Annotated in this window: 12 protein-coding genes; 9 read left to right on the top strand and 3 right to left on the bottom strand. The window is 58.0% G+C overall.

The features are described from left to right. Window positions 1–48: 48 nt before the first annotated feature. The 3 genes from glnB (at window position 49) to ACLI4M_RS03600 (ending at window position 3,637) form a co-directional block, all read left to right on the top strand. Complete coding sequence (gene glnB, locus ACLI4M_RS03610; RefSeq protein ID WP_048915157.1) at window positions 49–387, top strand: nitrogen regulatory protein P-II; 339 nt, start codon at window positions 49–51, stop codon at window positions 385–387. A 176-nt stretch (window positions 388–563) separates the two neighbouring features. After that, entirely contained in the window at window positions 564–2,474 is a 1,911-nt protein-coding gene (locus tag ACLI4M_RS03605) for an NAD(P)-binding protein (protein ID WP_133623049.1), read from the top strand. Further along, window positions 2,471–3,637: a c-type cytochrome gene (locus tag ACLI4M_RS03600; RefSeq protein ID WP_133623050.1), complete on the top strand. Its 1,167-nt coding sequence runs from the start codon at window positions 2,471–2,473 to the stop codon at window positions 3,635–3,637. The genes ACLI4M_RS03605 and ACLI4M_RS03600 overlap by 4 nt, the downstream gene beginning before the upstream one ends. Window positions 3,638–3,689: 52 nt before the next feature. Here ACLI4M_RS03600 and hmpA read toward each other — a convergent pair whose 3' ends face one another. Continuing rightward, a complete protein-coding gene (gene hmpA, locus ACLI4M_RS03595; RefSeq protein ID WP_133623051.1) occupies window positions 3,690–4,874 on the bottom strand; it encodes an NO-inducible flavohemoprotein in 1,185 nt (394 codons plus the stop codon). Window positions 4,875–5,189: 315 nt separating this feature from the next. Here hmpA and glyA point away from each other — a divergent pair, with 315 nt between their 5' ends. Together glyA and ACLI4M_RS03585 are read left to right on the top strand one after the other, a co-directional pair. Beyond that, window positions 5,190–6,443 (top strand): serine hydroxymethyltransferase, encoded by a 1,254-nt coding sequence (gene glyA, locus ACLI4M_RS03590; RefSeq protein ID WP_133623052.1) that lies wholly within the window; start codon window positions 5,190–5,192, stop codon window positions 6,441–6,443. A gap of 110 nt (window positions 6,444–6,553) precedes the next feature. Next, a complete protein-coding gene (locus ACLI4M_RS03585; protein ID WP_133623053.1) occupies window positions 6,554–7,690 on the top strand; it encodes a 3-phenylpropionate MFS transporter in 1,137 nt (378 codons plus the stop codon). Here the strand turns inward: ACLI4M_RS03585 and csiE are convergent, their stop codons facing one another. Further along, complete coding sequence (gene csiE, locus ACLI4M_RS03580; protein WP_133623054.1) at window positions 7,691–8,956, bottom strand: stationary phase inducible protein CsiE; 1,266 nt, start codon at window positions 8,954–8,956, stop codon at window positions 7,691–7,693. A 135-nt stretch (window positions 8,957–9,091) separates the two neighbouring features. On the opposite strand from csiE, the gene ACLI4M_RS03575 reads away from it, so the two are divergent. Both ACLI4M_RS03575 and ACLI4M_RS03570 read left to right on the top strand, forming a co-directional pair. Beyond that, window positions 9,092–9,736 carry a DUF1007 family protein gene (locus tag ACLI4M_RS03575; protein ID WP_133623055.1) on the top strand — a complete coding sequence of 215 codons (645 nt, stop codon included), beginning with the start codon at window positions 9,092–9,094 and terminating at the stop codon, window positions 9,734–9,736. Then, window positions 9,727–10,731 (top strand): nickel/cobalt transporter, encoded by a 1,005-nt coding sequence (locus tag ACLI4M_RS03570; protein ID WP_133623056.1) that lies wholly within the window; start codon window positions 9,727–9,729, stop codon window positions 10,729–10,731. The genes ACLI4M_RS03575 and ACLI4M_RS03570 overlap by 10 nt, the downstream gene beginning before the upstream one ends. A gap of 103 nt (window positions 10,732–10,834) precedes the next feature. On the opposite strand, the gene suhB is transcribed toward ACLI4M_RS03570, so the two are convergent. Then, complete coding sequence (gene suhB, locus ACLI4M_RS03565; protein ID WP_048915164.1) at window positions 10,835–11,638, bottom strand: inositol-1-monophosphatase; 804 nt, start codon at window positions 11,636–11,638, stop codon at window positions 10,835–10,837. A 152-nt stretch (window positions 11,639–11,790) separates the two neighbouring features. Here suhB and trmJ point away from each other — a divergent pair, with 152 nt between their 5' ends. Further along, window positions 11,791–12,516, top strand: a complete 726-nt coding sequence (gene trmJ / locus ACLI4M_RS03560) for a tRNA (cytosine(32)/uridine(32)-2'-O)-methyltransferase TrmJ (protein WP_133625027.1) — start codon at window positions 11,791–11,793, stop codon at window positions 12,514–12,516. A gap of 168 nt (window positions 12,517–12,684) precedes the next feature. Beyond that, window positions 12,685–13,182 carry a Fe-S cluster assembly transcriptional regulator IscR gene (gene iscR / locus ACLI4M_RS03555; protein ID WP_048915166.1) on the top strand — a complete coding sequence of 166 codons (498 nt, stop codon included), beginning with the start codon at window positions 12,685–12,687 and terminating at the stop codon, window positions 13,180–13,182. Window positions 13,183–13,299: the final 117 nt, after the last annotated feature.

Here is a 13,299-nt window from a genome sequence, read left to right as displayed (position 1 = left end):
ATGTTAACTGTTCCCCTTCCCTGATGGAGGGGGAGAAAAGGGTCTGCCATGAAAAAGATTGATGCAATTATCAAGCCGTTCAAACTGGACGACGTGCGTGAAGCGCTGGCGGAAGTCGGCATCACCGGAATGACCGTGACCGAAGTGAAAGGCTTTGGTCGTCAGAAGGGCCACACCGAACTGTATCGTGGCGCTGAATATATGGTCGATTTTTTGCCGAAGGTCAAAATTGAGATTGTGATTGCCGACGATATCGTCGATACCTGCGTGGATACCATCATGCGTACCGCGCAGACCGGTAAGATTGGCGATGGAAAAATTTTCGTTTATGACGTGTCGCGCGTAGTGCGTATCCGCACCGGCGAAGAAGACGAAGAGGCGATCTAAGCGCTGCCTTTTTCTACGCTGAAGTCGTTGAGGGTCTGAGCATTCAGGCCCTTAAAATTATTAATTCCTTATTTCTGCTGCTGTTCCCCCTCCCCGGTTTGACAATGATCTTCTGATGCTGACAATAGCCCGCTTGAGCCATAAGGGCTGAGCAGACTATCAAGAAGGACTTTTTTATGGCTATTACCCGCCGCGATTTTCTTAACGGCGTCGCGATTACGGTCGCCGCCGGGCTGACCCCCCTGCAGATATTGCGCGCTTCGCCGTTGCAGGCCAACAAAACGCTCTATTACCCACCGGCGCTGAGCGGACTGCGCGGCAACCATCCGGGCTCCTTTGAAAATGCCCACCGGCTCGGCCGCGATGGCGTCAGTTTTGACTTTGCTTCTCTGCCGGTCAGCGAGGAGTTTGATCTGGTGGTGGTCGGCGCCGGAATTAGCGGCCTGGCCGCCGCCTGTTTCTGGCAGCAGCTGCAGGATAAACCGCAGCGGATTTTGCTGATCGACAACCACGACGACTTCGGTGGCCACGCCAAGCGTAATGAACTCAGCAGCAGTAACGGCACAATCCTTGGCTATGGCGGCAGCGAATCTTTCCAGTCCCCGCACTCCAACTTCAGCCCGGTGATGATGGGCCTGATAAAAACGCTGGGGATCAGCCTGGACGCCATGGAGCGGGGCTTCGATAAAACCTTCTATCCTGACCTTGGCCTCAGTCGCGGCGTCTACTTTGATAAGAAAAACTTCGGCGTGGATAAAGTCGTCAGCGGCGACCCGGGCAAAGTGGTGGCGGATGATATCCCACGCGATCGCCTGAACGGACGTTCATGGCAGGCGTTTATCAATGACTTCCCGCTGCCACAGAGCGATCGCGCCGCGCTGATTGAGCTGCATACGGTGGCGAAAGATTATCTGCCGGGACTCAGCCAGCAGGAAAAAGTCGCCTGGCTGGATACACACAGTTACGCCACCTTCCTGCGCGATAAAGTGGGCCTGAGCGAACTGGCAATGCGCTACTTCCAGCAAACCACGAACGATTTCCAGGCGGTGGGTATTGATGCTACCGCCTGTAGCGATGCGCGTATCTGCGACCTGCCGGGCCTTGACGGCATGGGGCTGCCGCCGCTGGACGCTGAATCGCAGGCTGACCTCGACGATCCTTATGTTTTCCACTTCCCGGATGGCAACGCGACACTGGCCCGGCTACTGGTGCGCAAGCTGATCCCGGCCGTTGACCCCGCCGGACACGATATGAATGATATCGTGCGGGCGAAATTTGACTACAGCCAGCTGGACAGGGCGGACTCTGACGTCAAGCTACGCCTTAACAGTACCGGCATGCAGGTGGTGAACGTCGACGGTGGCGTAGAAGTCAGCTATATGACGGGTGAAAAGTTGACGAAAGTCCGCGCCGGGAAGGTGGTCATGGCCGGATACAATATGATGATCCCGTATCTGGTGCCGCAGATGTCGCGGGCGCAGCAGGAAGCGCTGAAGCAGAATGTTAAAGCTCCGCTGGTCTACAGCAAGGTCGCCATCGCTAACTGGCGCGCCTTTATCAAACTGGGCGTGCATGAGGTTTATGCCCCTGGCGCACCTTATTCACGGGTTAAGCTTGACTATCCGGTCAGCCTCGGCGGCTATCAGCACCCCCACGATCCCAATCAGCCGATCGGGCTGCATATGGTGTATGTGCCGACTCTGCCAGGCAGCGGCCTCAGCGCCCGCGAGCAGTCGCGTAAAGGGCGCGCGATGCTGCTGGGCACCTCGTTCGATGCTCATGAACAGATGATCCGCGAACAGCTCCAGGCGATGCTTGGGCCGGCAGGCTTCGACCATCAGCGCGATATTCAGGCGATTACCGTTAACCGCTGGTCGCACGGTTACTCTTACGCCATCAATGGCTTATTTGATGATGAGGACGAGGCGCAGAAGATTATTGAGCGCGCCCGTGCCCCCGTCGGTAATATCGTAATTGCTAACTCTGACTCGGACTGGAGCCCTTATGCCCATTCGGCGGTCGATCAGGCATGGCGGGCAGTGAACGAGCTGGTGCACGGGAAAAACGCACCGGGGGAGGGAGTATGAAAACGTTACTTTCAGGGATGGTTCTGCTGCTGGTAAGCAGTGCGGCTCATGCCATGTCGCCGGGCGAATATGTTGCCAAAGCGGCGGACTGTACTGCCTGTCACACCGCACCCGGCGGCGCAGCGCTGGCGGGTGGGCTACGTTTCCCTACGCCGCCCGGTGATATCTACAGCACCAATATTACCCCGGATAAACAGCAGGGCATTGGCCGCTATACGTTTGCCGAATTTGACCGCGCCATGCGCCAGGGTATCGCTCGCGATGGCCATCACCTTTATCCGGCAATGCCTTATACCGCCTATGCCAAAATGAGCGATAAGGATATGCGCGCGCTTTATGACTATCTGCTGCATGAAGTCCCGGCCAGCAGCCAGCCAAATCGCGACAGCGATATCTCCTGGCCGCTGTCAATGCGCTGGCCTTTGGGGATCTGGAATGCCCTGTTCCACAATGACGATCGTTATCAGCCTGATGCGCAGCAGAGTGCGCAATGGAATCGCGGGGCTTACCTGGTGCAGGGCGCAGGGCACTGCGGCAGTTGCCACACCCCGCGCGGCTGGGCACTGCAGGAGCAGGCACTGGATCAAAGTCGCAGCGCCTACCTCAGCGGTGCCGAGCTTGACGGCTGGTTTGCGCCGTCGCTGCGCGGCATGGCGCAGGATGAACTGGTGGCGCTGCTGAAAACGGGGCGCAGCAAGCAGGGGGCGGTAGTCGGACCCATGGCGGAGGTGGTGATGCACAGCACTCAGTATCTCAGCGATGCGGACCTCAACAGTATCGGCATCTACCTGCGCAGTCTGCCGCCGGCTCCAGCATCCCCGCTGCCCGCTGCCGCGCCTTCCGCCGCGGGCGCGAAAACCTATGCCATGTATTGCTCAACCTGTCACGGCAGCGAGGGTAAAGGCGATGCGCATGTCATCCCGGCGCTGGACGGTAATGCAACGCTGACGGCAGCAAACCCGCTGAGCGCACTGCGCGTGGTGCTGGAAGGTGCGCAGACGCCAGTGACCCGGCACGGCATGGCGCAGGCGATGCCCGGTTACGGCTGGACGCTGGATGATGTGCAGATGAGCGATTTGATGAACTACCTGCGCAGCAGCTGGAGCAATCAGGCCCCTGCCGTCAGCGCAGAGCAGGTTGCTGAGGCGCGCAGGCTTAAGTAGCCAGCGGGACGATCGGGCAGCGGCGGGAGAGATCCCCCGCTGCCCGATAGCATCACAGCGCTTTATGCGGGCCAAACACTTCGTAGTGAATACGCGCTTTCTCCACGCCTGACTGCAGAAGGCTCTTTTCCACCATCGCCATAAACGCCAGCGGGCCGCACAGATAGTAGTGCATCGCCGGATCGCTGAGTCTCGCTTCCAGCGGCAGCAGGTTCATGAGTCCACGGTGCTGATACTTGCCTTCATCTTCCGGCTGCGGATGGTTATACCAGATCTCCTGCGAGAACTTCGGCAGCTGCTGACCCAGTTCGCCGACTTCCTCTGCGAAAGCATGCATTGCGCCGTCTTCCGTCGCGTGGAACCACTGTACCGTCGCCTGATGTTTTTCCTGCGCCAGCTTGTGCAGCATGGCCAGCATGGGGGTCAGACCGACGCCGCCAGAGATCAGCGTCACCGGGGTTTGCGCCGCGATATCGATAAAGAAGTCGCCGGCCGGTGGCGCCAGGTGCAGACGCACCCCGGGCTGCTGCTGATGCAGCCAGCTGGAGAGCGTGCCGCCCTCTTCATGGCGCACGGCAATGCGGTAGTCACGACCGTTCGGCATCCGCGTCAGTGAATACTGGCGGATCTCCTGATTGGCAAATGACGGGTCACGGACCCACAGCGTAATGTACTGACCGGGCCGGTAATCCACGACGGGCTGACCGTCAACCGGGGTCAGGATAAAGCTCTTGATTTTTGCGCTGCGCGGGATAATTTCGCTGATAACAAACTCACGTTGACCACCGCGCCAGCCGCCGACTTTCTGCTCAACCTCTTCATAGATTTGCTCTTCACGCTGCACAAAAATCCCGGCCAGTACGCCATAGGCTTTACCCCAGGCGGCGAGGATCTCCTCACCCGGATGCAGCAGCTCATCAATACTCGCCAGCAGGTGTTCACCGACAATGGCGTACTGTTCCGGGCGAATGGCAAAGCTGGTGTGCTTCTGCGCAATTTTCTCGACTGCCGGGCCGAGCGCGGCCAGCTTATCGAGGTTACTGGCGTAGGCACAGACGGCGTTAAACAGCGCTTCAGGCTGATTACCACTGCTCTGGTTGCTCATGTTGAAGATATCTTTCAGCTCGGGATTGTGGCTGAACATGCGCTGATAGAAGTGCGCGGTCAAACGCGGACCCAGCGCAGCGACGGCGGGGATAGTGGATTTCACGGTGGCAATAGTGTGGCTATCTAGCATGGTGGGCTCCTGATGCTCTACATAACATGTATTTTAAATGCATCTTATAATTTGGGAGATGCATTGTAAATACACCTTTTATGATGATGGTTATTTATCCACAGGGAGCGGGTGGTGGTGGTGAAAAATCCGCAACAGGCAGATGAGGAAAACTCCGCTGTCAGGAAATGACAAAAAGCGTAACAAACCCTTGCCAGACAGCAAGCCAATCGTTTGCGTAAAAAGGCAGTCTTGACGCTATTCAACAGGGTGCTAAACAGTTTAAACTGTTGCCCATCATTTATTGTTGATAGTCAGTCGAGTCAGGAGATGCAGATGTTAAAGCGTGAAATGAACATTGCCGATTACGATGCCGAGTTGTGGCAGGCGATGGAGCAGGAGAAAGTGCGTCAGGAAGAGCACATTGAGCTGATTGCTTCAGAAAACTACACCAGCCCACGCGTGATGCAGGCTCAGGGATCGCAGCTGACCAACAAATACGCTGAAGGCTATCCGGGCAAGCGCTACTACGGTGGCTGCGAGTACGTGGATATCGTTGAGCAGTTGGCTATTGACCGTGCCAAAGCGCTGTTCGGGGCTGACTATGCCAACGTCCAGCCGCACTCCGGTTCCCAGGCTAACTTCGCGGTCTACACCGCGCTGCTGCAGCCGGGCGACACCATTCTGGGGATGAACCTGGCACACGGTGGCCACCTGACTCACGGTTCCCCGGTTAACCTGTCTGGCAAACTGTACAACGTGATCCCTTACGGCATCGACGAAACCGGCAAAATTGACTATAACGAGCTGGCCGAACTGGCGCAGAAGCATAAGCCGAAAATGATCGTGGGCGGTTTCTCTGCCTACTCTGGCGTGTGCGACTGGGCAAAAATGCGTGAAATCGCTGACACCGTTGGCGCTTACCTGTTTGTTGATATGGCGCACGTTGCCGGTCTGATTGCTGCGGACGTTTACCCTAACCCGGTTCCTCATGCGCACATCGTGACGTCCACCACTCACAAAACCCTGGCGGGTCCACGTGGTGGCCTGATCCTGGCGCAGGGCGGTGACGAAGATCTGTATAAGAAGCTGAACTCTGCTGTCTTCCCTGGCGGCCAGGGCGGCCCGCTGATGCATGTGATTGCCGGTAAGGCCGTCGCGTTCAAAGAAGCGATGGAACCTGAGTTTAAAACCTACCAGCAGCAGGTCGCGAAAAACGCCAAAGCGATGGTGGAAGTGTTCCTGGCACGCGGTTACAACGTGGTTTCCGGCGGTACGCATAACCACCTGTTCCTGCTGGACCTGGTTGACAAGAACCTGACCGGTAAAGAAGCGGACGCCGCGCTGGGCCGTGCCAACATCACCGTTAACAAAAACAGCGTGCCGAACGATCCGAAAAGCCCGTTCGTCACCTCCGGTATCCGCATCGGCTCCCCGGCTGTGACGCGCCGCGGCTTCAAAGAAGCGGAAGTGCGCGAGCTGGCCGGCTGGATCAGCGATATTCTCGATAATATCAATGATGAAGGCGTGAGCGAGCGCGTGAAGAAGCAGGTGCTGGAAATGTGTGCACGCTTCCCGGTTTACGCCTGATAACTTCTCGATTTTGAGAGCGTTATGACAATAACGGGACACGAAAGTGTCCCGTTATTTTTTTGTCCGCAGCAACGGTGTACATTAGCCTCCACTTTGTCGGAGGGAAAATGACGATACGCTCCACCTACTGGCTTGGATTAAGCTACTTCACCTACTTTTTCGCCTATGGTGTCTATCTGCCTTTCTGGGGGGTATGGCTGAAAGAGAGTGGCCTGGCACCCGAAAAAATCGGTCTGCTGCTCGGCTGCGGCATGATTGCCCGCTTTGCTGGCAGCCTGCTCATCGCTTCCCGCGTCACCAATCCTTCCCGCCTGGTCAGTGCGCTACGCCTGCTGGCATCGCTGACGCTGCTGTTTGCGCTGGGCTTCTGGCTGGGGGCCGAGTGGCTGTGGCTGCTGCTGGTGATGGTCGGCTTTAACCTGTTCTTCTCGCCGCTGGTGCCGCTGAGCGATGCGCTGGCCGCCACCTGGCAGCGGCAGATCGCGCTGCCCTATGGCCCGGTCAGGCTGTGGGGATCGCTGGCGTTTGTCATCAGCTCCGCGTTAACCGGCGTGCTGGTCAATATCTTCTCTTATCACGCCATTCTGCTGCTGCTGTGCGCGGGCTGTATCGCGATGCTCGGCGGCATGATGCTGCGCCCGGCGGTCATGCCACTGGGTGCGCAGAAGCAGCTAAGCCATGCGGGCTGGGCGCAGTGGAAGCAGATGCTGAGTGAGAATGCCGTCTGGCGCTTCCTGCTGTGCGTGACGCTGATGCAGGGAGCGCATGCCGCCTATTATGGCTTCAGCGCGATCTACTGGCAGGAAGCGGGCTATTCGTCGAGCGTGATTGGCTATCTGTGGTCGCTGGGGGTGGTGGCTGAGGTGGTGGTGTTCGCTTCCAGCAACCGTTTGTTCCGCCGCTGGCGCGCGCGCGACCTGCTGCTGCTCTCGGGCATTTGCGCCATCGTGCGCTGGAGTTTGCTGGCTTCCTCCACCGAACTGGGCTGGCTGATCCTCGCACAGATCCTGCACTGCGGCAGCTTCACCGTCTGCCACCTCGCGGCAATGCGCTTTATCGCGGCGCGGGAAGGGGGCGAGGTGATCCGCCTGCAGTCGGTGTACTCGGCGCTGGCGATGGGCGGCGGAATTGCCCTGATGACGATGGTGTGCGGCGTGCTGTTCCAGCATCTGCAGGGCGGGGTGTTCTGGGTGATGGCGCTGCTGGTGGTGCCGGCACTGTTCCTGCGGCCGAAAGTGGCCTGATTATGACTCCAGCAGCGCGCGGATACTGTGCTGCTGGTGTTCGCCCAACGGCAGCTCGGCGTGGATCAGCGGCGGTGAGTAGAGCGGCAGCGGCGTGGCATAAGGGGTGATCACCAGCGCAATGCCTTTTGGCGCGCTGTGGCGCTGGAAGTCGGCGACATCCTGATATTTGATAGTCAGCGGCAGCAGCGTCAGCTCGCGCAGCTGCTGTTCTACCTGACGCTCCAGATCGCGGTCATGGCCGGTGAGCAGCAGCACCTGTTTCTCCTGCAGCGCGCTCTCCTGCATCAGCCATGCGCCAAAGATAATCGCAATCAGCCCCATCTCCTCATCGGAAAACTGCAGCCCGTAGTGCTGCTCAAAGTCGGCTATCGCTTCACGCGTGGTGCGCAACAGGCGCGGATACTGCTGCGCCACATCATCCACCAGCGAGTGATCGATGCCGATAGCAAAATGCGTGCGTTCCACCGCCTGGGCCAGATGGGTGTAGAGCTGCGCGCTGAGCCCGGCCTCGTTGCTGAAGCGCATGCCGGAAAGCGCCTGGAAGCGCTGAATAAGCTGTTCAACCGCCTGCAGCAGCTGCCACTCGTTTTCCCGCTGGCAGTGCTCAGGTAGCGGAATATGCAGCTGGCTGAACATTAAGGCCAGCAGCGCCGGGTCGCCGGGCATGGGCTGATAACCGCGCTTCTGCCAGCAGTGGACAATATTTTCGGCCAGCGGGTACTCTCTCTTTTCGCGCAGCCACCGCTGCTGCTGGGGGGTAAAGTCTGTCGGGCAGCGGTGTGCGAGTGAATACTGAAAAACCAGCTGTAAAAAAGAGCCGTCGCGCCCGCTGAAATCGCGCGCGAGGTAGAGCGCACAGTGCTGAACCAGCGCGCTGAGATTATGTTCGTCGTACAGGGCTTTATCGACCGTGATGGCCTGCAGCTGGCGGCGCAGCGCGCTGGCAAAATAGCCGTGGGCGAAGTCGGGTGACAGCCGCAGCGTGCGGCGCAGGCTATGCAGCAGGCACAGCCGCTGGTCGAGCTGCGTCCCCTGGATGCGCAACCTTTGGCCGTCCTGCTCAATGGCAAGACGGTGATAACGCTGGATTTCCAGCGCGACCTCCGCTATATCTTGCCGGGCAATGGCAGGATCAACTGCGTTCAGCTGACAAACCGACTCCAGCGTGACAATGGGTTCAGGAAGGCAGAGCATCAAAAGCAGGTGACAGCGGCGCTGCGGACTGGAGAGGACAGAAATTTCTGGTGAGTATGCACTCATCATCTGCGATTCCAGTGACAATTGATTGCGCTAAGAATAGCCCGCGCCGCGCGGTTTGTGACAAATCCGCGCGCTTTTATTCAGAGCTTTTAAGACAGGTCACAAAATTAATCGACAAACGGTGCTGTGGGGTTTAATTTGTTACGTTATAACACTTTGAAGGCTGGCCTGCTGTGGCTGGCTGCAGGATTTTCGCCCGCTGTTTTGGCACATCCGCACAGCTTTATCGCTATGCAGACCACGCTGGTCCATCAGGGTGACCAGCTCACCGGGCTGAAAATGCGCTGGGTGATGGATGAAATTACCTCGGCCGACCTGCTGTATGACGCCGGTGAGGCAAAGCCCGACTCGGTGGTGTGGAAAAAGCTGGCGGCGGAAGTGATGGCGAACGTGCTTGGCCAGCACTATTTCAGCGAGTTCTGGCACCAGAAACAGCCGGTAAAGTTTGATAATCTGCCGCCGGAATACCATCTGTCACGGCAGGGACATAAAGCGGTGCTGGAGTTTATCCTGCCGCTGGCGCATCCGCAGCCGCTGAAAGGCCAGCGCTATCTCTTTTCGACTTTTGACCCAACGTACTTTGTAGATATGTATTACGACTCCGAAAAATCACTGATCGTCCCGCCCGAGCTGGCTGCACAGTGCAGGTTCCAGCTGCAAACCCCGCAGCCGGATGCCTCCATGCAGGCTTACGCACTGTCGCTGGATAAAGCCGATGCCCCGGCGGAAGAGATGGACCTCGGCCGTCAGTTTGCCCAGACGGTGACTTTGATATGCCAGTAAACATGCTCAGGGCGCAAGCACACGGCAGCTGGCGGGCATGGCCGCTGTATCTGCTGACGCTAATCGTCATCGCTACGGGCCTGCTGGTGTGGCACTTCTGGCCGCAGATCCTGTTGCAGAGCATTCTGTGGCAGAAAAGCCTGCATCAACAGATGACCGCGCTGCTGCAGCAGGTCGCCAGCCATCCACATCAGGCAGGGCTGGCGCTGATGGGCTTTAGCCTGCTGTACGGCGTGCTGCACGCCCTCGGCCCCGGGCACGGTAAAGTGGTGATTGCCACCTTTCTCGCTACCCATCCCACTAAACTGAAAACCAGCCTGCAGTTGACGCTGGCGGCCGCGGTGGTACAGGGGGCGGTGGCGATCCTGCTGGTCACGGTGATGCTGGTGGTGCTGCAACTCTCCTCGCGCCAGCTGCATCTCAGCAGCGACTGGCTGGAGAAGGGCAGCTATCTGCTGGTGAGCGGGCTGGGCTTATGGCTGTGCTGGCGCGCAGGTAAAAAGTTATGGGCCGCACTAAAACCAGCAAGGCGAGGGTTGAGCATCAGGCGTATTGTCACGGCGGATCATCAGCACAGTGAGCAGTGTGGCTGCGGCCATCAGCACGTGCCGGATAGCGCGATGCTGGCGCAGGCGGTGGGCTGGAAAACCAAAGCGGCGGTGGTGCTGTCGATGGGGCTGCGCCCGTGTTCCGGGGCGATCATGATGCTGCTGTTTGCCAAAGTGATTGGGGTTTATGCCTGGGGGGTGTTATCCGCCATTGTGATGGCGCTGGGAACGGCGCTGACGGTGTCGGCGATGGCGCTGGTGGTGCAGATGTCACGCGCGCTGGCGCTGCGTCTGAGCAAAGGCGCTTCCGCGCAGGGATGGCAGACGGTGGCGGTCAATTCGCTGGCGCTGCTGGGGGGCGTGTTGCTGGTCATGGCGGGGGTAATGCTGTGGCTGAGTGCGCAGCCTGCGATATCCGGCGGGATTCGCCCGATGTTTTTACGCTGATCCGATATTAAAAAAGGGTTGACCAGAAAAGCGGTCAACCCCTGTAGGGGCCGATCATTTTTTTCGATCGGCCCGTTCAGGAATGCCAGGGCAACGATAGCAATTAACGCTTCAGCGCTTCGCTCAGTTCGTCGCGCATATTCGCCAGCATCGCTTTCACCACGCGCGGATTGCCCGCCACGATGTTGCCAGACAGCATATAGCCGTGCCCGCCGGTGAAGTCAGTCACCAGGCTACCCGCTTCACGCACCAGCAGTTCACCGGCAGCGAAATCCCATGGCTTCAGGCCAATCTCGAAGTAACCATCTACGCGACCGGCGGCAACGTAGGCAAGATCCAGCGCAGCAGAACCGGTGCGACGGAAGTCTGCACACTGGGTGAACAGTTTGCCAACGATGTTGATGTAAGGGGTTGCGTGCTGCTTCAGCTTGAACGGGAAACCGGTCGCCAGGATGGTGCCATCCAGATCGCGAGCGCTGCCGCCGCGCAGACGGTAGCCGTTGAGCTGAGCGCCCTGACCGCGTACGGCGCTGAACAGTTCATTACGCATTGGGTCGTAAACCACGGCGACTTCGGTGCGGCCTTTGATGCGCACGGCGATAGAAACACAGAAGTGTGGCAGGCGTTTGATGTAGTTGGTGGTGCCATCCAGTGGATCGATAACCCATTGTACATCCTGGTCTTCGCCCGGCAGTTCACCGCTCTCTTCTGAGATGATGGTGTGCTGTGGGTAAGATTTGCGGATCACTTCAATAATCTGGCGTTCCGCTTCACGGTCAACATTGGTCACGAAGTCGTTGCTGCCCTTCTGGGTGGCTTCGACGGAGTCCGGGGTTTCATAGTGCTTAGCAATTACGTTTCCGGCCTTGCGCGCAGCGCGCACGGCAATGTTGAGCATTGGATGCATATAAGTTTCGTCTCACTGGATGTTAAAGAACGGTATATCATTTAATCTGATATAAAACGGCGCGTAGTATAGCAGGGCATAACGGCAAATGTCCTGAAAATATGTTAGCATCTTCAAATTATCTCTCAGACCGCGAGCAGACCCCAATCCTTATGCTGCAAAATATCCGAATTGTGCTGGTTGAAACCTCTCACACTGGCAACATGGGCTCCGTGGCCCGTGCCATGAAAACCATGGGCTTAACCAACCTTTATCTGGTCAACCCGCTGGTAAAACCGGACTCGCAGGCCATTGCGCTCGCCGCCGGTGCCAGCGATGTGATTGGCGATGCCAAAATTGTTGATACCTTTGATGAAGCTATTGCCGGCTGTAGCTTGGTCGTCGGCACCAGCGCCCGTTCGCGTTCGCTGCCGTGGCCGATGCTTGACCCGCGTGAATGCGGGCTGAAAAGCGTCGCAGAGGGCCAGCAGGCGCCGGTAGCGCTGGTGTTTGGCCGCGAGCGCGTTGGGCTGACCAATGAAGAGCTGCAGAAGTGTCACTACCACGTCGCGATTGCCGCGAACCCGGACTACAGCTCGCTCAACCTGGCGATGGCCGTGCAGGTTATCACCTATGAGGTGCGCATGGCGTACCTGCAGTCGCTGGAAACGGAGCAGACCGAGGCCGTCGAGTCGCCCTATCCGCTGGTTGATGACCTTGAGCGCTTCTATCAGCATATGGAAAAGATGATGATCGGCAGCGGCTTTATCCGCGAAGCCAGCCCGGGCCAGGTGATGAGCAAAATGCGCCGTCTGTTTACCCGCGCCCGCCCGGAGCGTGACGAGCTGAATATCCTGCGCGGAATGCTCTCATCCATCGAGAAGAAGCAGGGCGAGTAAGGGGAGAGTGGCGATGAAAATAACAGCATAATACTTGAGTGAATTACTTGGTTAAATAGTTGACTGTTTTAGTAGGTTAAATACTTGACCAATTTAGTCAGGAATGTCAGACTTGCGTCCATAATTTGTTAACGCCCATCCAGGGTTACAACCGAGGTCGTTTACGCCATGAGACTGACATCCAAAGGCCGTTATGCTGTTACCGCTATGCTCGACGTTGCACTGCACTCTCACGAAGGCCCGGTGCCTTTAGCGGATATTTCAGAGCGTCAGGGCATCTCCCTCTCTTATCTTGAGCAGCTGTTCTCCCGTCTGCGCAAGAACGGTCTGGTGGCAAGCGTACGGGGTCCGGGCGGTGGTTATCTGCTGGGTAAAGCCTCCGATGCTATCGCTGTGGGTGCGGTGATCACCGCCGTTGACGAATCGGTTGATGCCACCAAGTGCCAGGGCAAAGAAGGCTGCCAGGGCGGAGAACGCTGCCTGACTCACGTCCTGTGGCGTGACCTGAGCGAGCGCATCAGCGACTTCCTCAACAACATCACGCTGGCTGAACTGGTTAACAACCAGGAGATCCTGGATGTGGCTGACCGCCAGAACAGCAATGAAATCCGTCGTGCGCCAAATGGCCGTATGCAGGAAACAATTAACGTCAATCTGCGCGCCTGATCGCAGCCCGGGTGAGGTTCTTTCTCGCCACCGGAGATAAATAAAAGGCCTGCCGGGCCTTTTATTCATTTCTGCAGCCGTCAGAATTTCAGGGCGCAGCAGGACGGAGACCACAAC

This window comes from Erwinia sp. LJJL01, assembly GCF_047300805.2.
GTDB classification, from domain to species: Bacteria; Pseudomonadota; Gammaproteobacteria; order Enterobacterales; family Enterobacteriaceae; genus Erwinia; species Erwinia aphidicola.
The sequence above is the reverse complement of the archived record's forward strand: the minus strand, read 5'-3'. Positions and strand labels throughout refer to the sequence as shown.